Genomic DNA, 26,260 nt, shown 5'->3' with positions numbered 1-26,260 from the left:
CGGATCAACCGTTCCACACCATCAGGACGAGGATCACCAGCCAGATCAGGGCGATGACGCCGGACAGCGCGGCGATCCGGCCGCGCTCGACCTGCGCGACGTCCTCGCCCTGCGCGGGCGCCGCCGGCTGCTCCTCCTCGCCCTCGGCGACGGGGGAGGCGGGGGCGGCGCCCTCCAGCAGGTGGATCGCCTTGCGCTGGTCGCGGTCCACGAGCAGCAGCAGGACGAGCGCGACGATGAACAGCGTCATCGACGCCGACAGCCACACCTGCGCGAGGCGCCCCTCGGCGAGCAGCAGCCCGAACAGGAAGATCCCCAGGGCGGTGAAGCCGTAGACCTGGGTGGTGCGGTGCAGGTAGCGCAGGACGGTCGGGTTGCGGCGCCGGATGTACCGGGGCGTGGACATGGTCGCCGCGGTCAGCGGTCCCAGCGTGAAGATCGCGAAACCGATGTGGAGGGTGAGCAGGATGTGGTCGGCCATGATCCGACCTTAGTGCGCCCCCTCGTCAGCGGCCCCGCCGCACGCGCAGGTAGTCGCTGACGACGTATTCGCCCAGCCGGTCGGCGTCCGGGGCGAACACCCGCCCGCCGTTGCGGCGCGCGACCTCCTCCACGAACGACACGAGCCGCCGGTCCTCGGCGAGCATGAAGAAGTTCATGCGGGCGCCCCGCCGCGTCATCTTGTCGACCTCCGCGAGCGTGAGGACGAGCGTGTCGGCGGACGGCGGATAGTCGAACAGCGACCGGCCGTCCGGGCGCAGGTGCGCCGTGGGCTCGCCGTCGGTGACGACGAGGACGATCGGCTCGAAGTCGGGATGCCGGTCCAGATGCCGTCCGGCGATCATCAGGGCGTGGTGCAGGTTCGTGCCCTGCACCATGTCCCAGTCGAGGCCCGCCATCTCCGTCGGGTGCAACTCCCGCGCGTAGTTGGAGAACCCGATGATCTGGATGGCGTCCTGCGGGAACTTGCTGGTGACGAGGGTGTGCAGGGCGAGCGTCGTCTGCTTCGCGGCCGCCCACGTGCCGCGCAGCACCATCGAGTACGACAGGTCGACGAGCAGGCACACGGCCGCGCCGGTGCGGCGCTCGGTCTCGTGCACCTCGAAGTCGTCCACGGCGAGCGTCACGCCGGGCCCGCCGGCGCCCTCCATGGCGGTGCGGCGGATGGCGTTTCCGACCGTCCGGACGACGTCGAGGGGCTGCTCGTCACCGAACCGCCACGGCCGGCTCGACCCGGTGAGCTCGCCCGCCTGCCCGGCGTCCCGCTGGTCGTGGTCGCCCGCCCGGCCGTCGGTGAGCTGCGAGAACACCCGCCGCAGGGCGGTCTCGCCGAGCCGCCGCACGGCTTTGGGGGTCAGCTCCAGCCGGCCCTTGCGGCGCTGGAGGTAGCCCTGCCGCTCCAGTTCCCTCTCCAGGCGGCGCAGCGCGGCGAGATCGTCGACGGCGCGCCGGCCGAGGGCCCGCCGGACGGCGTCCTCGTCGACGTCGTCGAGCCGCGCGCCGGGGTAGTCCTGCCCGAGCGACGCCTCCAGCTCCGCGAGGTCGGCCAGCTCGGCGAGCGCGGTGGTCGCGTCGCCCATGCCGAGCGGGTCGTCGCCGGTCATCTGCTCGCCGGAGCCCCAGCCGAGGTCGGGGCGGCGGGTGCGCAGCGCGTCGCCGAGCCGGGTCATCTCCATGGCGAGGCCCGCGTCCCGCATGGCCTGGTCCATGAGCCCGGCGAGCTCCTCGCGCTGCTCGGGGCTGAGCGAGGAGAGGAGCCGGTCCATCGCGGCGGCCCGGCGCGCGAGGGTGTCGACGAGCTCGTCCAGATTCCGCGGACGGTCGGGGAACATGTCCCCGTACTCCTGCATGAACCGGTCGAAGTCCTCCTGGGTGTGCTCGCCGCGCGCGTCCCTGCCCAGCATGCCGTTGAGGGCGGCCATCATGTCCTTGACGCGCTGCATCGCGGCCGGGTCCCGGCTCTCCAGGGCCTGCTTCATGCCCTGGAACTGGGCGTCCAGCACCTCGCGCCGGAGCAGGTCCTTCAGCCGCTCGAACGTCTCCCGGGCGGCGGAGGACCGCCAGTCGTAGTCCGACAGGCGCCGGATCGCCTGCGACGTGTCGGCGGGCAGCGTGTCGAGTTCGGCCTCCCGGAGCCGCGCGTCGTCGCGCGGATCGGGGAACAGCTCCGCGCGCTCCTGCCCGATCGCGGTGTCGAGCAGTGCCCGTGCCTCCTCCAGGGTGCCGTCCAGCCGGCCCCGTTCGCGCAGTTCCCGGCGCCGCCGCCGCACGTCGCGGAGCAGGTCGTCCAGGCCCCGCCCCCGCCGCGGATCGCCCTGCGCGCCCGGCAGCCCCCGCCGCAGCAGCTCGCGCAGCGCGTCGTCGGGGCGGGCGCCGTCCAGCACCGCGTCTCCCATCGCGTCCAGGGCGTCGCGTACGTCGTAGGGCGGGGCCAGCGGATCGGGCCCGTCCTCGTAGGCGCCGTACCGGTACCGGCTCATTCGAGCCCCCTCAGGTTCGGTAGGTGGCCGTCCCGTCGGCCCGGCCCTCGGCGACGTCCTTCGACAGCCGCCGGGTGAGGAAGAGGCCCTCCAGGGCGAACTCCAGCGCGGCGGCCGCCTGCCCCGGCGAGTCCCCGGACATGCCGAGCCGCTCCATGATCTTCGCGAGGCCCGGCACGGGCCCGATCCTGCGCAGCAGCTCCGCCGCCGAGACCAGCTCCCCGGACTCCACGCTCTCGCCCGCGTCGAACCGGTCCAGCAGGCCCGTCAGATCGGCGGCGCCGAGCGTCCGCCGGTAGGTCTCGGCGACCGCGCGGCGCAGCAGGTGCTCCAGCACCTCCTGCTCGCGGCCCTCCTCGCTGACCTCGAACTCGACCTTGCCCAGCAGCGACGGGACGACCGCGGGCAGGTCGCACACCCGCGCGACCGCGCGCTCCTCGCCGGTGAGCGCCGCGCGCCGCACCGCGCCCGCCGCGACGGTTTCGGCGCCCGCCAATGCGAACCGGGCCGACACGCCGGACCGGGCGTCCACCGCCGCCGACTCCCGGACGAGCCGGGTGAACCGCCCGATCACCTCGACGAGGTGATCGGGCACCTCGGCGGGCAGGCCCGCGAGGTCGGCGAAGTCGGCCTCCTGCCGGATGAGCTCAAGCTCGGCGTCCAGGCCGAGGGGGTAGTGGGTGCGGATCTCGGCGCCGAAGCGGTCCTTCAGCGGCGTGATGATCCGGCCGCGGTTGGTGTAGTCCTCCGGGTTGGCGGACGCGACGAGCAGCACGTCCAGCGGCAGCCGCAGCGCGTACCCGCGGATCTGGACGTCCCGCTCCTCCAGCACGTTCAGCAGCGCGACCTGGATCCGCTCGGCGAGGTCGGGCAGCTCGTTGATGGAGAAAATCCCCCGGTTGGTGCGCAGCACCAGCCCGTAGTGGACGGTCTCCGGGTCGCCGAGCGTCCGGCCCTCCGCCACCTTGATCGGATCGACGTCGCCGATCAGGTCGCCGACGCTCGTGTCGGGGGTGGCGAGCTTCTCCCCGTACCGCTCGTCCCGGTGCCGCCAGGCGACCGGGAGGTCCTCGCCCTTCTCGGCGGCGAGCCGGCGGCAGCGGACGCACACCGGCGCGTACGGGTGATCGTTGATCTCACAGCCGGCCACGACCGGGGTCCACTCGTCCAGCAGGCCGCCGAGGGTGCGGATCAGCCGCGTCTTGCCCTGCCCCCGCTCGCCCAGCAGCACCAGGTCGTGCCCGGCGAGCAGGGCCCGCTCCAGGTGGGGCAAAACGGTTTCGTCGAAGCCGACGATCCCCGGGAACCGCGGTTCGCCGGATCTCAGCCGGTTCAGCAGATTGTGCCGGATCTCCGCCTTCACCGTCCGCTGGACGTGCCCGGTGGCGCGCAGTTCGCCCAGGGTGCTCTGACGCGGTGCTCTCTGGTGCGGTGGGGTCTCACGTGGTGTGGATGGAGGCACGCGACCGACATTACGTCGCCGGAACGGGGAATCGCACCCTCCCGCCGGGATTCCCCGGGGCCGCGCCCGTTTGGGTGGGGGACGCCCGGAGGGGGAGACTGGAGGTGTGATGCGACGCTCAGAACGCGGTGAGGGAGGCGGCGCCGATGGCGCGTTTCGGTGATGGCCTGGCCCTCGGACCCGACCTGGTGACGGCGGCCGAGGCGGCGGTGCGGCAGGCGCTGGCGCCGCTCACGGCACCGCCCGACCTGGTCTGCGTGTTCATCTCCGGCGACGACCCGGACGAGGCGGCCGCGGCGGCCCGCCGCGCGGCGGAGGCCGCCGGGCCCGCGGTGCTGCTCGGCTGCCGCGCGTCCGGCGTGATCGGCGCCGGTCACGGGGTGGAGGACGCCGGCGCGGTCAGCGCGTGGGCGGCCGTGCTGCCCGGCGCGCGGCTGGAGCCGTTCCGGCTGGAGACGCTCCGCGCCGAGGACAAGCTGATCGTCGTCGGGATGCCGGAGGCGCAGGCCGACGACGTGGTCGGGGTGCTGCTCGCCGACCCGTTCAGCTTCCCCGTCGACGCGTTCGTCGAGCGGTCCGAGGACGCGCTTCCGGGGCTGCCGCTGGTCGGCGGCCTCGCGGCGGGCGACGGTCCGGGCGAGGCGAGGCTGTTCGTCGGCGGCGAGGTCCACGACGACGGCGCGGTGGGCGTCGTGATCGGCGGGAGCGTGACCGCCGCGACCGTGGTCAGCCAGGGCGCCCGCCCGATCGGCCCCGACATGGTGGTGACCCGCGCCGACGAGAACGTCCTGTACGAGCTGGCGGGCACGCCCGCGCTGGAGAAGCTGGAGCAGATCGTCGTCGGGCTGCCCGCCGAGGAGCAGGAGCTCGCCGGGCAGGGGCTGCTGATCGGCGTCGCGCTGGACGAGTACGCCGACGAGCACGAGCGCGGCGACTTCCTGGTGCGCGGGGTCGTCGGCGCCGACACCGACAGCGGCGCGATCGCGATCGGCGACGTCGTCGACGTGGGGCGGACCGTCCGGTTCCAGGTCCGGGACGCGGGCGCCGCCGAGGCGGAGCTCTCTGCGCTGCTCGAGCGGTTCGACCTGTCCCCGGTGGAGGGCGCGCTGCTGTTCTCCTGCAACGGCAGGGGCCAGGCCATGTTCCCCGACTCCGACCACGACGCGAAGGTCCTCGGCCGGGCGTTCGGTCCCGCCGGGGTGGGCGGTTTCTTCGCCGCTGGCGAGATCGGCCCGGTGGCCGGGCGCAACCACGTGCACGGCTTCACCGCGTCCATCCTCGCCTTCGGCCGGACGGGGGACGCCGGGTGAGCGTCCTCGCCGTCGACATCGGCGGGACGAAACTCGCCGCCGCCGTCGTCGATCCCGGCGGCCGGATCGCCGGCTACTCCCGCGTCCCCACCCCGCACGACGCCGGGCTGGACGCCGAAGGGCTGTGGCGGACGCTGGAGGCGCTGCTCGACAAGGTCCTCGCGGACGCGGGGTCGCCGCCGCTCGTCGGCGTCGGCGTCGGCTGCGGCGGGCCGATGACGTGGCCCGCCGCGGAGGTGTCGCCGCTGAACATCCCGGCGTGGCGCGGATTCCCGCTGCGCGACCGGCTCCGCGCCCGCCACCCGGGGCCGCCCGTCCGCATCCACAACGACGCCGTGTGCGTCGCGGTGGGGGAGCACTGGCGGGGCGCCGGGCGGGGCCGCGGCAACGTCCTCGGCATGGTGGTGTCGACCGGCGTCGGCGGCGGCCTCGTCCTGGACGGGCGGCTCGTCGACGGCGCCAGCGGCAACGCCGGGCACATCGGGCACGTCGTCGTCGACCCCGACGGCCCGCCCTGCAAGTGCGGCGGCCGCGGCTGCCTGGAGGCGATCGCGCGCGGCCCCGGCCTGGTCGCGTGGGCGCGGGAGCAGGGCTGGCGGCCGGAGGGCCGGGACGTCACCGGCGTCGAACTCGCCGCCGACGCCCGCCGCGGCCACCCCCTCGCGGTCGCCGCGATGCGCCGGGCGGGCCGCGCCCTCGGCATCGCGATCGCGTCCGCGACGCACCTGTGCGACCTGGAGGTCGCCGCGATCGGCGGCGGCCTGTCGCAGGCGGGCGCGCTGCTGTTCGACCCCCTCGAGGAGGCGTTCCGGACGCACGCCCGGATGGAGTTCGCGCGCCAGGTCCAGGTCGTCCCGGCGGAGCTCGGCCAGACCGCCGGCCTCATCGGCGCCGCCGCCCTCATCTACGGCGGGGACCGCTACTGGAGCGCCGACTAGCCGAACGTCAGCGTGTAGCCCTTGTCGCGGAGGCGGCCGATGACGTCCTCCGAGTGGGCGGAGCCGCGCGTCTCCAGGTGCATCAGCACCTCGGCCTCCTCGACGTGCAGGCGCGCGGCCACGCGCTCGTGCATCACGTCCAGCACGTTGACGCCGAGTTCGGCGAGCTCGCCGAGCAGCGTGACGAGGGCGCCCGGACGGTCCTTCAGCCGGCACCGGACGACCAGGTAGCGGCCCGCGCCGGCGAGCCCGTGCCGCAGCACCTTCGCGAGCAGCAGCGGGTCGATGTTGCCGCCCGACAGCACCGCCACCACGGGCGGCTCGAAGGCGTAGGAGTGCTCCAGCAGCGCCGCGACGCCCGCCGCGCCGGCGGGCTCGACGACCTGCTTCGCGCGTTCGAGGCACAGCAGCAGCGCCTGCGACACCGACTCCTCGCTGACCGTCACGACGCTGCGCACGAGATCCCTGACCAGCGCGAACGTGAGGTCGCCGGGGCGGCCGACGGCGATGCCGTCCGCCATCGTCGGCTCCAGCTGGATCCGGACGGGGCGGCCCGCGGCGAGCGACGCGGGGAACGCCGCCGCCCGCTTCGCCTGCGCCCCGACGACCGGCACGCGCCCCGCGCCGGTCGCCTCCGCGCCCCGGGTGCGGGGGTCGGCGGCGACGGCCGCCGCGATCCCGGAGACGAGCCCGCCGCCGCCGACCGGCGCGACGATCGTGCGGACCTCCGGGCACTGGTCGAGGATCTCCAGGCCGAGCGTGCCCTGCCCGGCGACGACGTCGGCGTGGTCGAACGGGTGGATCAGGACGGCGCCGCGCTCGTCCGCGTACTCCTGCGCGGCGACGAGGCAGTCGTCCACGGTCGGCCCCGGGAACACGACGTCGGCGCCATAGCCGCGGGTGGCCGCCACCTTCGGCAGCGGGGCCCCGGCCGGCATGAACACCGTCGCCTTGCTGCCGAGCATGGACGCGGCCAGCGCGACGCCCTGCGCGTGGTTGCCCGCGCTGGCCGCGACGACGCCCCGGGCCCGCTCGGCCTCGCTGAGCCGGGCGATCCGAACGTACGCCCCGCGGATCTTGAACGAGCCGGTGCGCTGCAGGTTCTCGCACTTGAGCAGCACCGGCCCGCCGACGATCTCGGACAGCACCCGGGACCGGATCAGGGGCGTGGGGACGACCACCTCGCGGAGCAGCTCGCGCGCGGCGAGGATGTCATCGAAGCTCACGACCGCCATGCCACGATCTTTTCACGAGCCGCCCCGCGAGCGGTCCGTCCCCGGTCCCGCCGCTCCGTGCCCGGCTCAGAGGGCGGGCTTGCCCTCCGAGTGGAGCCAGGACCGCGCCCAGCCGTCCAGGTCCTTGCCCGAGAGCCGCTCGGCGAACCGGACGAAGTCGGCGGTGGACGCGTTCCGGTACCGGTACGCCGCCGGCCACTCCCTCAGCAGCCGGTGGAACGCCTTGTCGCCGATCGTGGTCCGCAGGACGTGCACCGCCATGGCGCCCCGGTCGTAGACCAGCCCGTTGAAGATCCCGTCGCGGCCCGGGTCGGCGACCTCGCCCTTCCACAGGTCGTCGTCCGCCGGGGTGGCGTACACGTCGTCGAAGCTCTTCTGGACGGGCGTCCCGGAGAACCTCTCCGCGTGCAGCCATTCGGCGTAGGTCGCGAAGCCCTCGTTCAGCCAGATGTCGGCCCATCGCTTCGGGGTCACCGAGTCGCCGAACCACTGGTGGCCGAGCTCGTGGGCGAGCAGCGCCCCGCTCGGGATCGCCCCCGGGCGGCGGCCGAGGTCGTACACCGGGCGGCCCTGCGTCTCCAGCGCGTACCCGACGCCCGCCTTGACGACGACGCCGCCGGTCGAGCCGAACGGGTACCGGCCGAAGAGCGTCGACTGGAAGTCGGTGACCTCCGCGGTCTGGTCGTGGAACCTCCGGGCGTTCTCCGCCGTGATCTTCATGGCCTGGTCGGTGGCGGTGATGTTCGGGACGCCGCCGGGCGTGCGCCCCTTGAGCACGTCGTACCTCCCGATCGCGATCATCGACAGCTCGCTGGCCATCGGCCGCCGCATCTGCCAGCGGGTGGCGGTCCAGCCGCCCCGCGACCAGGTGCCGGTGAGGTCGCCGTTCGCGAGCGTGGTCAGCGCCTTCGGGGCGGCCAGCGTCCACGTGTAGGTGGCCTTGTCGGTGGGATGGTCGTTCACCGGGTACACGGTCGCGGCGCCGAACGGCTGGTTCAGCATCAGGCCGCCGTCTGCGGTCGGGATCCAGCCGGACCTGCCGAGCGCCGGGTCGTCGATCGTCCGCGGGACGCCCGCGTACGCGACGGTGACCGTGAACCGCGTGCCCTTCCGCAGCCCCTTGCGCGGCGTGATCACGAGCTCCTGGGCGCCGGTGCGGGTGTGGGCGGCCTTCCTGCCGTCCACGGTGAGCGCTGAGATCGTCAGCGGGCCGAGGAAGTCCAGGTTGAACCGGGACAGGTTCTGCGTGGCCCGCGCGGTGATCTTCGCGACGCCCCGCAGGCCCTTCGTGCCGGGGTCGTACGACAGGCCGATGTCGTAGTGGGCGACGTCGAAGCCGCCGTTGCCCATGTCGGGGAAGTACGGGTCGCCGGCGCCGGGCGCGCCCGGCCCGAAGCGGACCTGCGCTCCGGGGGACGCGGCGGCCGGCGCCGCCGTGGCCACGAGGGCCGCGGCGGCGCCGGCGGAGACGGCGGCCAGGACTCGGGGGGATCTGCTCATCGACCTCATCCTCGGGATTGAAGAGCACGTTACTGCACGGACGTGACCAGACTTTCGGGTCGCCCGCCTCCGATCAAGAGTGGAGATCCCGCAGCGCGCGCTTTTCCTCCGGCCGGCCCGACGCGTAGAGCCAGGCGTCGAACAGGCTGCCGAGGCGCTCGCCGGAGATCCGCTCGGTGAGCGCGATGAAGTCGGCCGTGGTGCCGGTCCCCCCGCGCCTCCGGTCCGTCCAGGCGCGCAGGGTCCGGAAGAACGCGCGGTCGCCGATCCGCTCCCGGATCGCGTGCAGGCACATCGCGCCCCGGATGTAGACCGAGGCCGCGAACAGCCGCTTCGCGCCCGGATCGCCGGGCGGCGGCGTGAACACCGGCGAGTCGGCGGGCTGCCGCAGGTACCGCCGGTACGTCGCCCGCGCGGTCTGGCCGCCGTGCTGCTCGCTCCACAGCCATTCGGCGTAGGTCGCGAACCCCTCGTTCAGCCAGATGTCCTTCCAGTCGTGCAGGCTGACGCTGTTGCCGAACCACTGGTGGGCCAGCTCGTGGACGACGAAGTCGATGCTCGGCGCGAACCCGGCGTAGACGGGGCGCTCCTGCGTCTCGAGGGCGTAGCCGAGGTTCGGGTCGTCCACGATGCCGCCGGACGTGGGGAAGGGGTACCGGCCGAACACCCGCTCCTCCCACCGCAGCACCCGGATCGTGTCGCGCTGGAGACGGGCCGCCGCGTCCTTGAACCGGGGGTCCACGGCCGTGACCACGAGCGTGCTGCCGGTGGTGGCGGTCCGCACCCGGAACCGCCCGATCGCGACCATGGCGAGGTAGGACGCCATCGGCGCCTGCTCCGTCCAGGTGAACGTGGTCGTGCGGGAGCCGTGCCGGATCGGGCCCGGGCGCCCGTTCGCCAGCACCCGCAGGCCGCGCGGCACCGTCACGCGGAACGCGTAGGTGGCCTTGTCGCGCGGGTGGTCGTTCACCGGCAGCCAGGTGGGGGTGCCGTCGGGCTGGGACAGCGCGACGGCGCCGTCGCGGGTCGCGACCCACCCGCTGGTCCCGAGCGCCGGATTGTCGCTCGATCCCGGCTTGCCCTTGTACCGGACGGTGGTCGTGAACGACTCTCCGCTCCGGATCGGCGCCGGCGGCGTGACGGTGAGCTCCCCGCCCTCCCGCTCGAACCGGGCGACCCGGCCGTCGACCCGCACACTGCCGATCGCGGGGCCGCGGTAGTCGAGGTTGAACGCCGACAGGTCCTGCGTCGCCGTCGCGATGACGGTCGCCCTGGCGGTGATCCGGCCCGTGTCCCTGCCCGCGTACTGGAGCCGGACGTCGTAGTGGCGGACGTCGTAGCCGCCGTTGCCCGTCGCCGGGAAGTACTCGTCGCCGAGGCCCGCGCTGCCCGGCGTGCCCGGCCCGGCCTCCGCCGGCGCCCCCGCCGGGCGGGGTGCGGCCGGCGCGTTCCCCGTCAGCGCCAGGAGCGCCGCGCCCGCCGCCGCCACCGCAATCGTCGATCGTCCGCTTCGTAGGATCACGGCCCGAGTGTGACCCGGTGGCCACTCCGCCACCCGCGAACCCGGCGGTGCTTTACCCGGCCCTTGCCGCCCGTTCACCGCGCCCCGACGCGGTCACCGCGCCGGGCGCCCCTTCTTGTAGAGCCAGGCGTCGAAGAGCGCGTCGAGCTGCTGCCCGGACACCCGCTCGGCCACCGCGACGAACTCCGGCGTCGTGGCGGACGCGTGCCGCTTCTCCCGCGTCCACGTCTGAAGGATCTTGAAGAACGGCCCGTCGCCGACCTTCGTGCGGAGCGCGTGCAGCGTCATCCCGCCCCGGTCGTACACCGACCGGCCGAACATCTCGGCCCGGCCCGGGTCGCCCGGCGGGACGTCCCACAGCTCGGGGTTGTCCGCCATCCGGTACCGGTCGTCGAACTGCTCCTGCACCCGCCGGCCGCCGGACCGCTCCTCCCACATCCACTCGGCGTAGGTCGCGAACCCCTCGTTCAGCCAGATGTCCTTCCACTTCGTCACGCTGACGCTGTCGCCGAACCACTGGTGCGCGATCTCGTGCGCGACGATGTTCGGGTCGAGGCCGAACGACCCGTACACCGGGCGGGTCTGCGTCTCCAGCGCGAACCCGACCGCCGCGTCGTCGATCAGCCCGCCGGTGGACGTGAACGGGTACGGCCCGAACCGCTTCGCCCACTCGTCGGTGATCTCGCCGTTCAGCCGGTGGAAGTCGTCCACCCGCACGGTCAGCGTCGGGTCGACCGCCGTGATGTTCAGGACGCCGCCCGCGGTGCGGCCCGACCGGACCGCGAACCGGCCGACGTCCACGGTCGCGAGGTAGGTCGCCATCGGCTCCTTCACCCGCCACCGGCTGGTCACCGCGTCGCGCCCCAGGCCCGCCGGGACGACCCCCGGGCCGCCCGTCGAGCCGCCGCCCGGCGTCTCCGGCGGCGTGCTGCGGGTGTCCTCCGGCGGCGCGTCCGGCTCGCCGTTCGCGATCGCCGTCAGGCCGCGCGGCACCGTGAGCTCGAAGTCGAACGTGGCCTTGTCGCTCGGGTGGTCGTTGCTCGGGAACCAGGTGTGCGCGCCGCTCGGCTGGCACGCCACGAACACCCCGTCGGCCGTCTGGATCCACCCGTACCGGCCGAGGGTCGGGTCGTTCACCGGCTTCGGCGTCCCGGAGTAGCGGACCGCGACCGTGAACTTCGCGCCCTTGGCCAGCGGTTTCGCGGGCGTGATCTCCAGCTCGCTGCGGGACCGCTGCTCCCGCGCGGCACGGCCGTCCACCGTCACGGACTCGACGGTCAGGCCGGTCAGGTCGAGGTTGAAGCGGGCGAGCCGCTCCGTCGCGACCGCCGTGATGGTCGCGGTGCCGGCCAGCTGCTTCGCCTCCCGCGGCGTGATCGCCAGCTTGAGCGCGTAGTGCTGGACGTCGTAGCCGCCGTTCCCGTCGCCGGGCACGTACCCGTCGCCCGCCGTGGTGCGGCCCGCGGGGCCGTCCACGACGGGCGGCCCGTCCGGCGCCGGGTCGTCGCCGCCCGTCCGGATCTGGCAGGCGGTCAGCGACCCCGCGACGGCGAGGGCGGCCAGCCCGGCGGCCGTGCGGGACGCGCGGCGGGGGCTGGGCTGCGAAGTGTCTCCGGCCATATGCACGCCGTCAAGCCTGCCCGGACGAGGCGGGGCGGGGCAACTCCGCGGCCCCGCCCGTTTCCGCCCGTCCCCGCCGAACCCGCCGTTACGCCTTCTTGTACGGATTCGGGAACCAGGGCGCCGCCTTGATCACGACCGTCCGCCCGACCTTGTCGTGGACGGCCTGCCGCTTCGGATCCCACAGGATCCACGCGTTGTCGAGCAGCCCCGCCAGCCCGGCGAGGCCGCCGACCGGCCCGGCGAGGTTCAGCAGTGCCGTGGCGACGCCGAACAGGTACACGAACCCCTGCCGCGCGCAGCTCCGGCCCCAGCCGACGGCGCCGTGGTCCTCCGCCCGGACGACCCGGATCCCGACCGCCTTCTTCCCGAGCGTCTGGCCCCACTTGACGTGGCAGACGGTGTAGTAGGCGAAGCCGAGCAGGAACGAGACCGCGTACCCGATCATCAGCAGCGGGATGTTGTACATCTCCGTCACGCCGAGGGTCTCGCCGGTCTCCGCCGCGTCCTGCAGCCGGCCCCACCGGACCGCCGGCAGGACCAGCGGCACGGAGACGAAGCCGACGACCAGGCCGTCGAGGATGCCGCCTCCCAGCCGGGCCCAGCGCCCGGCGAGGAGGTCCTCCGGGCGGGCGGCGGCGTAGGCGGGCGGGCCGTAGCCGGGTTCGCCGGGCCCGGCCTGCGGGTACCGCGGCAGGTCGGGCCCGGTCTGGGCGCCGTAGGTGCCCTCGAAGGGGGGCGGGCGGTCGCCGGGGGTGTCGCCGGGGGTGCCGCCGGGCGGCGCGTCCGCGGGCCGTCCGGCGTTGTCAGGGGTTTCGCTCATGCCCCAAGTGTGCCCCCTACCAGGCGATGGGCGGCCCGGCGAGGGGAGGTGCGGACGTCACAGGTTGCCGCGGCGCGCCTGCTCCCGCTCGATCGCCTCGAACAGCGCCTTGAAGTTGCCCTTGCCGAACCCGAGCGAGCCGTGCCGCTCGATCAGCTCGAAGAACACCGTCGGCCGGTCCTGGACGGGCTTGGTGAAGATCTGCAGGAGGTAGCCGTCCTCGTCGCGGTCGACGAGGATGCGGCGCTTCTGCAGCTCTTCGATCGGCGCGCGGACCGCGCCGATCCGGGCCCGCAGCTCCGGGTCCTCGTAGTACGAGTCCGGTGTGTCGAGGAACTCGACGCCCGCGGCCCGCATCCGGTCCACCGAGGCGAGGATGTCGTTCGTCGCGAGCGCGATGTGCTGGACGCCCGGCCCGCCGTAGAACTCCAGATACTCGTCGATCTGCGACTTGCGCCTGCTCTCCGCCGGCTCGTTCAGCGGGAACTTCACCTTGCGCGTGCCGTCCGCGACGACCTTCGACATCAGTGCCGAGTACTCGGTGGCGATGTCGTCGCCGATGAACTCCGCCATGTCGGTGAAGCCCATGACGCGGTGGTAGAAGTCGGCCCACTCGTTCATGCGCTCGACGTTCCCGACGCAGTGGTCGATCGCCTGGAAGTACCTCGCCTTCCCCTCCGGCGGCGCCACGATCGGGTCGGCGGCCTCGAAGCCCGGCAGGTACGGGCCGGTGTAGTTCGAGCGGTCCACCAGCGTGTGCCGCGTCTGCCCGTACGTCGCGATCGCCGCGACGACCACCTTGCCGTACTCGTCCTCCAGGACCTGCGGTTCCTGGAGGCCCTTCGCGCCCTTGGCCAGCGCGTGCCGGTAGGCGTGCTCCACGTCCGGGACCTCGATCGCCAGGTCCACGACCCCGTCGCCGTGCGCCGCGACGTGCCGTCCGAGCTCGGTGCCCGCGCGTACCGGCCCGCGGAAGACGAACCGGGCGCCGCCGGACTCCAGCACGTGCGCCGCCTCCTCCGGGCTGCCGTTCTCCGGCCCCCGGTAGGCGACCCTGCGCATCCCGAAGGCGGTCGAGTAGTAGTGCGCCGCCTGCTTGGCGTTGCCCACCGCGAAGACGACCGCGTCCATGCCCTTGACCGGAAACTCATCCATGGCACCCAATGTCGGGAGTCAGCCGCAGGCTGCGCAAGTGTGGCCCAGGTCACTGAGCAACTTGTACAGTGGAATACCATCGCCACCGGACGCCCTGCACAGGATGCCCATGACCAGGAGGAGCCGTGCCGATCGACGAGCTGGACGGCCGCGTCATCGAACTGTTCGCCGCGGAGCCCCGCGTCGGCGTCCTGGAGGCGTCCCGCCGCCTGGGCGTGGCGCGCGGCACCGTCCAGGCCCGCCTGGACCGCCTGGCGCGCGACGGCGTGATCGGCGGCTTCGGCCCCGACATCGACCCCGCCGCGCTCGGTTACGGCGTGACCGCGTTCGTCACGCTGCAGATCAGGCAGAGCCGGGGCCAGGGGCAGGGCGGCCATGATCCCGTCGGGGAGGGCCTGGCCCGGATCCCGGAGGTCATCGAGGCCCACACCATCACGGGCCCCGGCGACATGTTCTGCCGCATCGTCGCCCGCAGCAACACCGACCTCCAGCGCGTCATCGACGCGGTGGTGGACGTCGCGGGCGTGGAACGGGCGTCCTCGGTGATCTCCCTGGCCACGCAGGTCCCCTACCGGACGCTCCCGCTGGTGAGAGCGGCGGTGGAGGCATGAAACACGACCCTGTGCGTGTAAGCGAGACGGCATGAAAACGACACGGCGGCCCGGGAGCACCCGGGCCGCCGTGCGATGCCGCGTTGTCGCCTACCCGCCGACGTACGGGGTCGCGTCCAGGACCTCGACCGTCATGCTGCGGCCGTTGGGAAGGCTGTAGGTGGCCTTCTCGCCGACCTTCTTGCCGTTGATGGCCGCGCCGAGCGGGGACTTGGGGGAGTAGACGTCGATGGGGGCGCCGCTCTCCTCGCGGGAGGCCAGCAGGAACGTGACCTCCTCGTCGTCGCCCTCGAAGGAGACCGTGACGGTCATGCCCGGCCCGACGACACCCTCGGTGCGGGGCGCCTCGCCGACCCGCGCGTTCTCCAGGATGCCCTGGAGCTGGAGGATCCGGCCCTCGATCTTGCCCTGCTCCTCCTTGGCCGCGTGGTAGCCGCCGTTCTCGCGGAGGTCACCCTCCTCCCGCGCCGCCTCGATCTTCTGCGCGATCTCGATGCGGCCCGGGCCCGACAGGTGGTCCAGCTCAGCCTTGAGCCGGTCATACGCCTCCTGGGTGAGCCAGGTGACGTTGTCAGCGCGGGTCTCGGTCACGGGTACTCCTCATCCACATGTTGCGATCTCGCCCGTCCCATGGGGGATGGACGCCACATCGACATGAAGTGCGGCCGGGTGAAACCTCTAGCCTATCCGGTGTGTGCGGGTAAAGGTTCCCTGAACCGAGCGCCCGCAATCCGGCAATCGTGTTTCGGCTTCACCTGGCGTTTCGACGGTGCCGGGGCGGCTGCGGCCGTCAGGCGTCGCGGCAGTCGCGGATGCGCGCACCGGTGGCGCGGCGCGGCGTCGGCAAGGTCGCGTTGCCGGTGATCCGGGACGTGCCGGCGGGCACGATGATCCGCCGCGCGGCGAGGATGTTGAGGCGGTCGTCGAAGGCGTCGATGGTGCAGTGCACCTCGGCGCCCTTGCGCTTCGCGACGCGGTAGTTGAGCTCGACGGAGGTGTCGCTGACGACGTCGAACGTGACCGTCTGCGCGGCGATGCCGGGCGTCTGCCCGACGTTGGCCGAGACGATGCCGAACCCGCCCGCCGCCGCCGCGCAGACCACCCCGATGACGATCAGTCCAAGGCGGCCGCGCTGCGGCTTCGCGGTTTCCGGCTCGCTCGTCGTCATGGCGGGGAATCTCCGTGCGGTGTGCGGACGTTGTCAGGGACAATTCTCGTCTGTCGTGCCGGGTGCCCCGCACCGGGGGTGCCCGAGACGTCCGTACAGCGCTGAGAGGGAGAGCCCCACGTGTCCGTACTTCCCGAGGGGGGACCACCCCCCACGCCCCCCGGGCCGGCGTCGCCGGATGTCATCGACGGTACGACGTACGCGAGACCCGGCGGGGACGGCGGGTCCGCTCCGCTGCGCCTCATGGCCGTCCACGCGCACCCGGACGACGAGTCCAGCAAGGGGGCCGCGACCATGGCCCGGTACGTCGCGGAGGGCGTCGAGGTCCTCGTCGTGACCTGCACCGGCGGGGAGCGCGGCGACATCCTCAACCCGGCGATGGACCGGCCCGAGATCAAGGCCGACATCGGCCGGGTGCGGGAGCGGGAGATGGCGCGCGCCCGGGAGATCCTCGGCGTCGAGCAGCGCTGGCTCGGCTTCGTCGACTCGGGTTTCCCCGAGGGCGACCCGCCTCCCCCGCTGCCGGAGGGCTGCTTCGCCCTCGAGCCGCTCGGCACCGCGACGGAGCCGCTGGTGCGGGCCGTCCGGGAGTTCCGCCCGCACGTGATGCTCACCTACGACGAGCGCGGCGGCTACCCGCACCCCGACCACGTGAAGTGCCACGAGGTCTCGGTGGAGGCGTTCGAGGCGGCGGGCGACCCGGAGCGCTACCCCGAGGCCGGCGACCCCTGGCAGCCGCTCAAGCTCTACTACCACATGACCTTCAACAGGGACCGGATCGTCACCCTGCACGAGGCGATGGAGAAGGCCGGGCTCGAGTCCCCCTACGGCGACTGGATCGAGCGGTTCGAGAAGCCGTCTCCCTGGGACGTCACGACCCGCGTCCCCTGCGCCGACCACTTCGAGACGCGGGACAAGGCGCTGCTCGCCCACGCCACCCAGATCGACCCCACCGGGTTCTGGTTCGCCGTCCCGATGGACGTCCAGCGCGAGGCCTGGCCGACGGAGGACTACCATTTGGCCAGGTCCCTGGTCGACACCGAGCTGCCGGAGGACGATCTGTTCGCCGGTATCCGGGAGAAGGTGTCTCTGTAGTGTCTCCGCTCGCCATACCCCTCAACGACGACACGGTCACCCCGGGCTTCCTGGGGTTCGGCGTGTTCCTCGCCCTGGCCCTGGCCCTCGTGTTCCTCATCCGCTCGATGAACAAGCAGATGAAGCGGATCCAGGCGCCCCGCGAGGCCGACCTCAAGCAGCAGGAGTGGGAACGCGCCCAGGAGAGGAAGGGCCGGGCCAAGGCCGAGTCCACGACCGAGCCCGCCGCCGGGACCGAGCCCGGCGACGGGTCGGCCCTGCCCTGACGCGGGTCCCTTGGCCGCCGCCCCGCGCACGCTGATCGTCGACAACCACGACTCGTTCACCCACAACCTGGCCCACTACGTGGCCGAGGTGACGGGCACCGAGCCGGTCGTCGTCCGCAACGACGAGCCGGGGTGGCGGCTCCGCCATGTCCGCGCGTTCGGCAACGTGATCATCTCGCCGGGGCCGGGCACGCCGGAGCGGGACGCCGACTTCGGCGTCTGCGCCGACATCGTCCGGCATTCCGGGCTGCCGATCCTGGGCGTCTGCCTCGGCCATCAGGGGCTGGCGCACGTCCACGGCGGCAAGGTCGGCCCGGCCGCCGAGCCCCGGCACGGACGGGTGTCGCCGGTGACGCACGGGAGGACGGGCCTGTTCGCGGGGCTGCCGTCGCCGTTCGACGCCGTCCGGTACCACTCCCTGACGGTGGAGGAGCTGCCGGACGTCCTGGAGGCGACCGCGTGGGCGCCGGAGGGCGTGCTCATGGGCCTCCGGCACCGGTACCTCCCGCAGTGGGGCGTGCAGTTCCACCCCGAGTCGATCCGCACCGAGCACGGGCATCGGCTCATCGGCAACTTCCTGCGGCTCGCGCGCCCCCACGAGGCGCCCGGACGGGTCGTCATCGACCTGGCGCGGGCACGTCCGCGGCGGAACGCTCCGCGACCCCTCCGGGTGCATGTGCGGCGGCTGCCCGCCGTCCACGACCCGGAGACCGTGTTCGGGGCGCTCTACGGCGACGGCGACACGGCCTTCTGGCTCGACAGCAGCAAGGCCGACGACGCCACCGGGCGGTTCTCGATCATGGGGGACGCGTCCGGCCCCCGCGCCCGCGTCGCCTACGCGGACGTCCGGAGGGGCACGGTCACCGTGGACGGCGCCGTCCACACGTCGCCGTTTTTGGACTGGCTCGACGCCGACATCCGCGCGCATCCCGTCGAGGCTCCCGACCTGCCGTTCGGGTTCGCCCTCGGCTGGGTCGGCTACCTCGGCTACGAGCTGAAGGCCGAATGCGGCGGCGACGCCGCGCACGCCTCGCCCGACCCGGACGCCGCGATGGTGTTCGCCGACCGGGCCGTCGTCTACGACCACCGGGACGGCGAGCTGTACCTGCTCGCCCTGGACACGGACTGGTTCGACCACGTCCGGGAGCGGCTCGACGCCGCCGAGCCGCCCGGCCCCGTGCCCGCGGCCGCCCCGGCGGTGCCCCGGCTCCGGCACGGCCGCCGCCGCTACCTCGACATGATCGGCGCCTGCCAGTCGGCGATCAGCGCGGGCGAGACCTACGAGGTGTGCCTCACGAACATGCTGGAGGCGGACGCCGACCTCGACCCGTGGCCCGCCTACCGGGCCCTGCGCGCCGCGAACCCGGCGCCGTTCGCCGCCTACCTTCGGTTCGGCGGCCTCTCGGTGCTGAGCACCTCGCCCGAGCGGTTCCTGCGGGTGGACGCCGCCGGATACGCCGAGTCCAGGCCGATCAAGGGCACCCGGCCGCGCGGCGCGACCCCCGCCGAGGACGCCCGGCACCGCGCCGGCCTGCGCGGCAGCGAGAAGGACCGGGCCGAGAACCTGATGATCGTCGACCTGGTCCGCAACGACCTCGCGCGCGGTGCCGTGCCCGGCACGGTCGAGGTCGACGGCCTGTTCGCGATCGAGAGCTACGCCACCGTCCACCAGATGGTCAGCACGGTCCGGGCCCGGCTGCGGCCGGAGGTGTCGGCCGTCGACTGTGTCCGGGCGGCGTTCCCCGGCGGGTCGGTGACCGGCGCCCCGAAGCTCCGCACCATGCGGATCATCGACGGGCTGGAGGCCGGGCCGCGCGGCGTCTACTGCGGCGCCATCGGTTACTTCTCCCTCACCGGCGCGGCCGACCTGAGCATCGCGATCCGGACGCTCGCGGCCCGGGGCGGGCGCGTCCGGTACGGGGTGGGCGGCGCGATCACCCGCCTGTCCGACCCGGCGGCCGAGTTCGAGGAGACCGCCGTGAAGGCCGCCCCCCTCCTCGGCCTGCTGGGCGCCGCGTTCCCGGAGCGCGGCGGGGGCGGCCGGTGTGGACTCCCGTCCGACCGGGGAGAAAGCCCACCGTGCGCGCGAACATCGAGGACCGCTACGGGGAGCTGAGCCCGGACGCCGCCCGGCTGCTCAGGCTGCTGGGCCTGGTGCCCCCCGACGACGTCGGGCCCGGGGCCGCCGCCGTCCTGGCGGACCTGCCGCCCTCCCGCGCCCGCGACCTGCTCCGGGAACTCGCCGCGCGCGAGCTGCTGAGCGAGTCGGACGCCGGCCGGTACCGGCTGCCCGGCCCCGTCCGCGACCTCGCCCGGCGCCTGGCCGAGCGCGACGAGCCGCCCGCCGAACGGGAGGCCGCCCTGCGCCGCGCCCTCGACCACCACCTCGCCGGGACGGGCGACCTCGCGCAGGCCCGCGCGCTCCTCGACCGGGAACGCTGGACGGAGGCCGCCGACGCCCTCACCGAACGGCTCGACGCGGCCCGGGCCGGCGGCGACGCCCGGACGACGCTGAGGATCCGCCACGACCTCGGGCGGGCGCTCGTCCGGTCCGGGGACGTCGACCGGGCGCTGGAGCTGCTGCGGCCCCTCCCGGACGCGTTCGCCGCCCTCCCCGACCCCGACCGGCGGGGCCGCGCGGAGGCGCTGACGTCGCTCGGCGAGGCGTATCTCGGCGCGTCCCGCCCGGTCACCGCCATCAACCTGTTCGGCCAGGCCCTCGACATCATGCGGACCGAGCACGCCGTCGAGCAGCAGGGCGACGCGTTCGTCCACCTCGCCGACGCGGCCCACCTGCGCGGCGACCCCGCGGCGGAGGGCGCCGCGCTGGAACGGGCCGTGGAGCTCTACGCGTCCGTCCCGTCCCCGAAGGCGGCGCGGACGGCCGAGCGCCGCGCGGCCCTCACGGCGTGATCACAGCTTGCCGTGGTCCCAGCTGACGATCCGGTCGGGCTCCATGACGATCAGGACGCGCTTGGCGATCGCCTGCTCGATCCCCTCCATGATCACCGGGTCGATCGGCTCGCCCAGCTCCGGCACGGGCAGCCCGGCCATCCGGGACCCGACGACCGCGCCGACGAGGCTGCGCGGCTTCGGGTCCTCGATGACGGCGCCCTTGCCGTAGAGGGCGACGCCGCGCAGCTCGTTGTACTCGACGCCGTCCTCGACCAGGCACGTCATCGTCGGGTCGCGGCGCAGGTTCAGCACCTTCTGCGACGACTTGTACGTGGTGAACGCGATCTTGCCCTCGTACAGCGTGTAGAACATCGTGACCAGGTGGGGCTCGCCGTCCTTGCCGACGGTGGCGACCTGCACCTTGAAGTTCGCGGCGAGGTAGGCGTCCACCTCGTCCGGGGTCATCTTGATCCTGTCACGCTTCGCACTGGCCACCGCGGTCTCCTCGGGTCGACGACGCCTCAGAATAAACAAGCGCTTACCCGGGGGCGAACCCGGCACCATGGAACCATGTCGGTTCGCGATCTCACCGTCCTCGGCTCGGCCAGCGCCGTCCCCACCAAGACCCGCAACCACAACGGCTACCTGCTGCGCTGGGACGGCCACGGTCTCCTGTTCGACCCGGGCGAGGGCACCCAGCGGCAGATGACCCGCGCCGGCGTCTCCGCGACCGACGTGACCTGGCTCTGCCTCACCCACTTCCACGGCGACCACTGCCTCGGCGTCCCCGGCCTCGTCCAGCGCATCGCCCGCGACGGCGTCGAGCACGAGGTCCGCGCGGCGTTCCCCGCGAGCGGCCGGACGTACTGGGACCGGCTCCGCCACGCGTCCGTGTTCCGGGACACCGGCGTCATCCGCGAACGGCCCGTGTCCGGCGAGCGCGCCGTCCTGGCCGAGGAGCCGTTCACCCTGACCGCCCGCCGCCTCTCCCACCCCGTCGAGGCGTACGGGTACCGCCTGGAGGAGCCGGACGGCATCACGATGCTGCCCGAGGAGCTCAGGGCCCGCGGCGTCCAGGGCCCTTTCGTCCGGAGGCTCCAGCAGGAGGGCGGCCTCACCGTCGACGGGCGCACCGTCACCCTCGAGGAGTGCAGCGTCCGGCGCCCCGGCCAGAAGTTCGCCCTCGTCATGGACACCCGCCTGTGCGACGGCGTCGCGGAGCTCGCCGACGGCGCCGACATGCTCGTCATGGAGTCGACGTTCCTGTCCGCCGACAGCGCCCTCGCGACCGAGTACGGCCACCTCACCGCCGCGCAGGCCGCCCGCGCCGCCGCGGACGCGGGCGTCCGGCACCTGGTCCTGACCCACTTCTCCGAGCGCTACCCCGTCGCCGACGAGCACCTCTTCCTGGACGAGGCGTCCGCCGTCTTCTCCGGCGAGATCACTCTCGTCCACGATCTGGACCGCCTCCCGCTCCCGCGCCGCCGCACGTGACAAAACACGCCGACATGGGCAGGAGTCCAGCCATGGCCCAAGAAGTGGATGTCGTCGTCATCGGACTCGGACCCGGCGGGGAGCACCTCGCCGGCACCCTCGCGGAGGCCGGCCTCGCCGTGGCCGCCGTGGAATCCCGCCTCGTCGGCGGCGAATGCCCGTACTACGCCTGCGTCCCCACGAAGATGATGGTGCGCGCCGCCGGGCTCCTCGCCGAGGCCCGCCGGATCCCCGGCATGGCGGGCGACGCGTCCGTCCGGCCCGACTGGGCGCCGGTCGCCGACCGCATCCGCGCGGAGGCCACCGACTCCTGGGACGACAAGGTCGCCGCCGACCGCCTCACCGGCAAGGGCGTGGTGCTCGCCCGCGGCCACGGCACGATCACCGCCCCACGCGAGGTCACCGTCGGCGAACGGGTGTTCCGCGCCCGCCGCGGCATCGTCCTGAGCACCGGGACGGCCCCGGCCGCCCCGCCCGTCGACGGCCTGGCGGACGTCCCGTTCTGGACCAACCGCGAGATCGTGCGGGCCACCGAGGTCCCGGACTCCCTCCTCGTGCTCGGCGGCGGCGTGGTCGGCGCCGAGATGGCGCAGGTCTTCGCCCGTTTCGGCAGCCGCGTCACGATCGTCGAGGCCGCCGACCGCCTCCTGCTGAACGAGGAGCCCGAGTCGAGCGAACTCGTCCGGGACGTCTTCCGGAACGAGGGCCTGGACGTCCGCACCGGCGTGAAGGTGACCGGCGCGTCCCACGGGGACGGCGGGTTCACCCTTCGCCTGGGCGACGGGAGCGTGACCGCCGACCGCCTCCTCGTCGCGACGGGCCGCCGCCCCAACCTGCGGGACCTCGGCCTGGACGCCGTCGGCCTCGACGAGAACGCCCGCGCGATCGACACCGACGAGCGCATGCGCGCCGCCGACGGCGTCTGGGCGATCGGCGACATCACCGGCAAGGGCGCCTTCACCCACATGTCGATGTACCAGGCGAACATCGCGGCCCGCGACATCCTCGGCGAGTCCGGCCCGCCCGCCCGCTACCACGCGGTTCCGCGCGTCACGTTCACCGACCCGGAGATCGCCTCGGTCGGCCTCACCGAGGCCCAGGCCCGCGACAGGAACCTCACCATCCGCACCGGCAAGGCCCCCATCCCGGAGTCGGCCCGCGGCTGGATCCACAAGGTGGGCAACGAGGGCTTCATCAAGCTCGTCGAGGACGCCGAACGCGGCACCATCGTCGGCGCGACGGCCGCCGCCCCCGGTGGCGGCGAGATCATCTCCGCCCTTGCCCTCGCCGTCCACGCCGAGATCCCGACGCGGACCCTCCGCGAAATGATCTATGCCTACCCCACGTTCCACCGCACCCTGGAGACCGCCCTCGCCGCTCTCGACTCCTGAGGTGGGGAGTGGGGCGGCGAACGGATGGGGGAGGATCTGACGCATGAACCGGCTCAAGGACGCGACCAGCCCCTACCTGCGGCAGCACGCGGAGAACCCGGTCGACTGGTGGGAGTGGACGGACGAGGCGTTCGCCGAGGCGCGCGAGCGCGATGTCCCGATTCACCTCTCTGTCGGGTATGCCGCCTGCCATTGGTGCCACGTCCTCGCGCGCGAGTCCTTCTCGCACGCGCCCACTGCCCGGCTCATGAACGAGATGTTCGTCAACATCAAGGTCGACCGGGAGGAGCGGCCCGACATCGACGCCGTCTACATGGAGGCGACCCAGGCCATGACGGGCCAGGGCGGATGGCCCATGACGGTGTTCATGACGCCGGAAGGGCATCCGTTCTACTGCGGGACGTACTTCCCGCGGGCGCAGTTCCAGGCGCTGCTGCAGGGCGTCCACAAGGCGTGGAACGAGCAGCGGGAGGACGTCGTCGGGCAGGGGCTGCAGGTCGTCCGGGCGCTGACGTCGCGGGGGCCGGGGCCCGCCGGGGCCGGGGCGCCCGACGAGGGCCGTCTCGCGCACGCGGTGACGGTGCTGGCCGGGTCGTACGACCGGGCGCGGGGCGGGTTCGGGGACGCGCCGAAGTTCCCGCCGTCCATGGCGCTGGAGTTCCTGCTGCGGCACCACGCCCGGACGGGGAGCGCGGAGGCGCTCGCCATGGCCGCGCACACCCTGGAGGCGATGGCGCGGGGCGGGATGTACGACCAGCTCGGCGGCGGGTTCGCGCGGTACTCCGTGGACGCGGAGTGGGTCGTCCCGCACTTCGAGAAGATGCTCTACGACAACGCGCTGCTGGCGCGGGTGTACGCGCACTGGTGGCGGCTCACGGGAACGCCGTTCGCACGCCGGGTGGCGCTGGAGACGTGCGACTGGATGCTGCGCGACCTGCGGACCGCCGAGGGCGGGCTGGCGTCGGCCCTCGACGCCGACAGCGAAGGCGTCGAGGGCAGGTACTACGTCTGGACGCCCGAGGAGCTGCGGGAGGTCCTCGGGGAGGACGACGGGGCCTTCGCGGCGCGGTCGTTCGAGGTCACCGGCACCTTCGAGCACGGGACGTCCGTGCTTCAGCTCCTGCGCGACCCGGAGGACGCCGAGCGGTGCGAGCGGGTCCGGACGGCGCTGCTCGCCGCGCGGGCGGAGCGGGTGCCGCCCGCGCGGGACGACAAGGTCGTCGCCGCCTGGAACGGGCTCGCCGTGGCCGCTCTGGCGGAGTGCGGCGCCCTGTTCGACCGTCCCGATCTGGTCAGGGGCGCGGAGGAGGTCGTCCGGCTCCTGGTGGACGTCCACGTCACGGACGGACGCCTCGCGCGCACGTCGCGCGCCGGGGAGGCCGGGGCGAACGCGGGCGTCCTGGAGGACTACGCCGATGTGGCGGAGGGGCTGCTGGCCCTGCACGCCGTCACGGGCGACCCCGCGCACGTCCGGCTCGCGGGGGAGCTGCTCGACACCGTCGTGGAGCGGTTCGGCGACGGGGACGGCGGGTTCTACGACACCGCCGACGACGCCGAGCGGCTGTTCCGCCGGCCGCAGGACCCGACCGACAACGCGGCTCCTTCCGGGCAGTTCGCGGCGGCCGGGGCACTGCTGTCGTACGCGGCACTGACGGGGTCGGAGCGGCACCGGGAGGCGGCCGAGGCAGCGCTCGGCCCGGTGGCTCCGCTCGCGCGAAAGCACGCGCGGTTCGCGGGCTGGGGCCTCGCCGTCGCGGAGGCGCGGGTCGCCGGGCCGCTGGAGGTCGCCATCGTGGGTCCGCGGTCGGACGAGCGGACGCTCGCCCTGCACCGCACCGCCCTGATGTCCGGGATGCCCGGGACGGTGGTGAGCGTCGCGGAAGCGGGTACGGACCAGGTGCCTCTTCTGGCGGGCCGCGGTCTCGTGGACGGCGCGCCGGCCGCGTACGTGTGCCGGGGGTTCACGTGCCGGCTGCCGGTGACGGCGCCGGCGGACCTGGCCCGCGAACTACGTGGTTAATTGGATTAGACGTCCACTTTGTGGCACTGTGATGTGGATCTCGCTGCGGGCAGCCGGACAAGGGAGTGATGCAGTGCGAAAGCCGAACCGCCGGATACTTCCGACGACCATCGGCGTTTCGGTGCTTGCGACACTCTCGGTCAACGGCGCGGTCCTCGTGGCGCACCACGGCGCGACCCCGGCCGCCGAACCGCGGACCGGACAGAGCGCGCGGTACGTCGCCGCGTCCGGCAACTCCCCGCTGGCGCCCGGTGCGGTCGCGCCGCTCGGCAAGCGCCTCACGCCGCACGTCCTCGTGGCCGCGCCCGCGACGCTGCCGTCCGCGCTGGTGGCGAGGGTCCGGGGCGCGAAGGGCGTCCAGGGCGTCGAGATCGTGGACGCGGTGCAGGGCGCGGTCGCGGGCAAGCGGGTGGGCATCCTCGGGGTCGACCCCTCCACCTTCCGGAACTACACGCCCAAGCCGACCGCCCAGTCCGACGCCCTCTGGCGCAACGTGGCCGGGGGCGATGTCGCGATCTCGTTCACCATGGGCGAAGACGGCGGGATCCGGCTCGGCGCGCAGGTTCCGGTCGGCGGGAAGAACGCGCGGACCCCGCTGCGCGTCGGCGCCTACGCCACGATGGGCATCGGCGACGTGGACGCCGTGATCTCACGGACGGCCGCGCGGGCGCTCGGCATGCCGTCCGGCAACGCGATGCTGATCAGCGTTCCGAAGACCCGGCCGAAGACCTTCATCGCGAAGCTGCGCAAGGTGCTGCCGAAGGGCGCCAAGGCCGTCGAGGTCAACCCCGTGGTCGACTTCCCGTCGGCGGGCGGAGACCTCCCCGCGTCCAGCGGCCAGGTCATGACGGCGCAGCAGGTGCAGACGGTGATCCGGGCGGCGCACACGCGGCTCGGCTGGCCGTACGTGTGGGGCGGCGAGTCGGAGGCCGAGGGCGGCTACGACTGCTCCGGCCTGATGCAGTACGCGTTCGCGCGGGCGGGCGTCAAGCTACCGCGCGTCGCGGCCGACCAGGCCCGCACGGGCTGGGTGATCCCGTACGCCCAGGCGCAGCCGGGCGACATGCTGATCTGGGCGAACGACCCGACGGCCCCCGGCTACATCTCGCACATCGCCCTCTACCTGGGCAACGGCAAGATGCTGGCCGCGCCCCGGCGCGGCTCGGTCGTCCAGGTCCAGAACGTCTACACGCGCAACATGCGCGGCGCGGTCCGGGTCAGCCCGAGGATCGCCCGCGGCGTCGCCGGCTGAGACCCGGCACCTCCCCCTCCGAG

23 protein-coding genes are annotated in these 26,260 nt (G+C 73.6%); 11 read left to right on the top strand and 12 right to left on the bottom strand.

Going from position 1 to position 26,260, the window contains the following annotated elements; genetic code table 11:
• Positions 1-4 precede the first annotated feature (4 nt).
• Genes IE99_RS0106865 through IE99_RS0106855 form a run of 3 tightly spaced genes read right to left on the bottom strand, consistent with a single transcriptional unit; the run spans position 5 to position 3,942 of the window.
• Entirely contained in the window at positions 5-481 is a 477-nt protein-coding gene (locus IE99_RS0106865) for a hypothetical protein (RefSeq protein ID WP_030165340.1), read from the bottom strand.
• A gap of 25 nt (positions 482-506) precedes the next feature.
• Positions 507-2,480 carry a vWA domain-containing protein gene (locus tag IE99_RS0106860; protein WP_030165339.1) on the bottom strand — a complete coding sequence of 658 codons (1,974 nt, stop codon included), beginning with the start codon at positions 2,478-2,480 and terminating at the stop codon, positions 507-509.
• 10 nt (positions 2,481-2,490) lie between these two features.
• Positions 2,491-3,942 carry a sigma 54-interacting transcriptional regulator gene (locus tag IE99_RS0106855; RefSeq protein WP_030165337.1) on the bottom strand — a complete coding sequence of 484 codons (1,452 nt, stop codon included), beginning with the start codon at positions 3,940-3,942 and terminating at the stop codon, positions 2,491-2,493.
• A 146-nt stretch (positions 3,943-4,088) separates the two neighbouring features.
• Here IE99_RS0106855 and IE99_RS0106850 point away from each other — a divergent pair, with 146 nt between their 5' ends.
• Both IE99_RS0106850 and IE99_RS0106845 read left to right on the top strand, forming a co-directional pair.
• The gene (locus tag IE99_RS0106850; RefSeq protein WP_030165335.1) at positions 4,089-5,252 is read left to right on the top strand and encodes an FIST signal transduction protein; all 1,164 of its coding nucleotides are present in this window, start codon (positions 4,089-4,091) and stop codon (positions 5,250-5,252) included.
• Positions 5,249-6,190, top strand: coding sequence for an ROK family protein (locus IE99_RS0106845; protein WP_030165333.1), 942 nt, complete (start codon positions 5,249-5,251; stop codon positions 6,188-6,190). The genes IE99_RS0106850 and IE99_RS0106845 overlap by 4 nt, the downstream gene beginning before the upstream one ends.
• On the opposite strand, the gene ilvA is transcribed toward IE99_RS0106845, so the two are convergent.
• From ilvA to hppD, 6 genes are all read right to left on the bottom strand, one after another.
• Complete coding sequence (ilvA, locus tag IE99_RS0106840) at positions 6,187-7,425, bottom strand: threonine ammonia-lyase (protein WP_030165330.1); 1,239 nt, start codon at positions 7,423-7,425, stop codon at positions 6,187-6,189. The genes IE99_RS0106845 and ilvA overlap by 4 nt on opposite strands.
• 66 nt (positions 7,426-7,491) lie before the next feature.
• Complete coding sequence (locus IE99_RS0106835; RefSeq protein WP_030165327.1) at positions 7,492-8,925, bottom strand: M1 family metallopeptidase; 1,434 nt, start codon at positions 8,923-8,925, stop codon at positions 7,492-7,494.
• Positions 8,926-8,998: 73 nt separating this feature from the next.
• A complete protein-coding gene (locus IE99_RS0106830) occupies positions 8,999-10,447 on the bottom strand; it encodes a M1 family metallopeptidase (RefSeq protein WP_084219334.1) in 1,449 nt (482 codons plus the stop codon).
• 93 nt (positions 10,448-10,540) lie between these two features.
• Positions 10,541-12,067, bottom strand: coding sequence for a M1 family metallopeptidase (locus IE99_RS0106820; protein WP_051712141.1), 1,527 nt, complete (start codon positions 12,065-12,067; stop codon positions 10,541-10,543).
• An 88-nt stretch (positions 12,068-12,155) separates the two neighbouring features.
• The gene (locus tag IE99_RS0106815; RefSeq protein ID WP_030165318.1) at positions 12,156-12,890 is read right to left on the bottom strand and encodes an RDD family protein; all 735 of its coding nucleotides are present in this window, start codon (positions 12,888-12,890) and stop codon (positions 12,156-12,158) included.
• A gap of 57 nt (positions 12,891-12,947) precedes the next feature.
• Positions 12,948-14,045 carry a 4-hydroxyphenylpyruvate dioxygenase gene (gene hppD / locus IE99_RS0106810; protein ID WP_051712139.1) on the bottom strand — a complete coding sequence of 366 codons (1,098 nt, stop codon included), beginning with the start codon at positions 14,043-14,045 and terminating at the stop codon, positions 12,948-12,950.
• Between the two features lie 125 nt (positions 14,046-14,170).
• Between hppD and IE99_RS0106805 the strand changes: the two genes are divergently transcribed.
• Positions 14,171-14,656, top strand: coding sequence for an Lrp/AsnC family transcriptional regulator (locus tag IE99_RS0106805; protein WP_030165313.1), 486 nt, complete (start codon positions 14,171-14,173; stop codon positions 14,654-14,656).
• Between the two features lie 90 nt (positions 14,657-14,746).
• Here IE99_RS0106805 and greA read toward each other — a convergent pair whose 3' ends face one another.
• Both greA and IE99_RS0106795 read right to left on the bottom strand, forming a co-directional pair.
• Entirely contained in the window at positions 14,747-15,247 is a 501-nt protein-coding gene (greA, locus tag IE99_RS0106800; protein ID WP_030165311.1) for a transcription elongation factor GreA, read from the bottom strand.
• 199 nt (positions 15,248-15,446) lie between these two features.
• Positions 15,447-15,824, bottom strand: coding sequence for a DUF4307 domain-containing protein (locus IE99_RS0106795; RefSeq protein ID WP_051712138.1), 378 nt, complete (start codon positions 15,822-15,824; stop codon positions 15,447-15,449).
• 243 nt (positions 15,825-16,067) lie between these two features.
• Here IE99_RS0106795 and mca point away from each other — a divergent pair, with 243 nt between their 5' ends.
• The 4 genes from mca to IE99_RS0106775 are packed head-to-tail and all read left to right on the top strand — an operon-like array spanning position 16,068 to position 20,098.
• Positions 16,068-16,919 (top strand): mycothiol conjugate amidase Mca, encoded by an 852-nt coding sequence (mca, locus tag IE99_RS0106790; RefSeq protein WP_030165305.1) that lies wholly within the window; start codon positions 16,068-16,070, stop codon positions 16,917-16,919.
• Complete coding sequence (locus tag IE99_RS0106785; protein WP_030165302.1) at positions 16,919-17,185, top strand: hypothetical protein; 267 nt, start codon at positions 16,919-16,921, stop codon at positions 17,183-17,185. Before mca ends, IE99_RS0106785 begins: the two co-directional genes overlap by 1 nt.
• A gap of 10 nt (positions 17,186-17,195) precedes the next feature.
• Positions 17,196-19,301, top strand: a complete 2,106-nt coding sequence (gene pabB, locus IE99_RS0106780; RefSeq protein WP_030165298.1) for an aminodeoxychorismate synthase component I — start codon at positions 17,196-17,198, stop codon at positions 19,299-19,301.
• Positions 19,265-20,098, top strand: a complete 834-nt coding sequence (locus IE99_RS0106775; RefSeq protein WP_030165296.1) for a tetratricopeptide repeat protein — start codon at positions 19,265-19,267, stop codon at positions 20,096-20,098. The genes pabB and IE99_RS0106775 overlap by 37 nt, the downstream gene beginning before the upstream one ends.
• On the opposite strand, the gene IE99_RS0106770 is transcribed toward IE99_RS0106775, so the two are convergent.
• A complete protein-coding gene (locus tag IE99_RS0106770; protein ID WP_030165293.1) occupies positions 20,099-20,575 on the bottom strand; it encodes a pyridoxamine 5'-phosphate oxidase family protein in 477 nt (158 codons plus the stop codon).
• Between the two features lie 75 nt (positions 20,576-20,650).
• On the opposite strand from IE99_RS0106770, the gene IE99_RS0106765 reads away from it, so the two are divergent.
• From IE99_RS0106765 to IE99_RS0106750, 4 genes are all read left to right on the top strand, one after another.
• The gene (locus IE99_RS0106765) at positions 20,651-21,574 is read left to right on the top strand and encodes a ribonuclease Z (protein WP_030165290.1); all 924 of its coding nucleotides are present in this window, start codon (positions 20,651-20,653) and stop codon (positions 21,572-21,574) included.
• A 32-nt stretch (positions 21,575-21,606) separates the two neighbouring features.
• Positions 21,607-22,965 (top strand): dihydrolipoyl dehydrogenase family protein, encoded by a 1,359-nt coding sequence (locus IE99_RS0106760; protein ID WP_030165288.1) that lies wholly within the window; start codon positions 21,607-21,609, stop codon positions 22,963-22,965.
• A 43-nt stretch (positions 22,966-23,008) separates the two neighbouring features.
• Complete coding sequence (locus IE99_RS0106755; protein ID WP_030165285.1) at positions 23,009-24,985, top strand: thioredoxin domain-containing protein; 1,977 nt, start codon at positions 23,009-23,011, stop codon at positions 24,983-24,985.
• Positions 24,986-25,106: 121 nt separating this feature from the next.
• Positions 25,107-26,237 (top strand): C40 family peptidase, encoded by a 1,131-nt coding sequence (locus IE99_RS0106750; RefSeq protein WP_245623089.1) that lies wholly within the window; start codon positions 25,107-25,109, stop codon positions 26,235-26,237.
• The last annotated feature ends 23 nt before the right edge of the window (positions 26,238-26,260 follow it).

Origin of the sequence: Spirillospora albida, assembly GCF_000718255.1 — a bacterium.
Classification (GTDB): Bacteria; Actinomycetota; Actinomycetes; order Streptosporangiales; family Streptosporangiaceae; genus Spirillospora; species Spirillospora albida.
The sequence above is the reverse complement of the archived record's forward strand: the minus strand, read 5'-3'. Positions and strand labels throughout refer to the sequence as shown.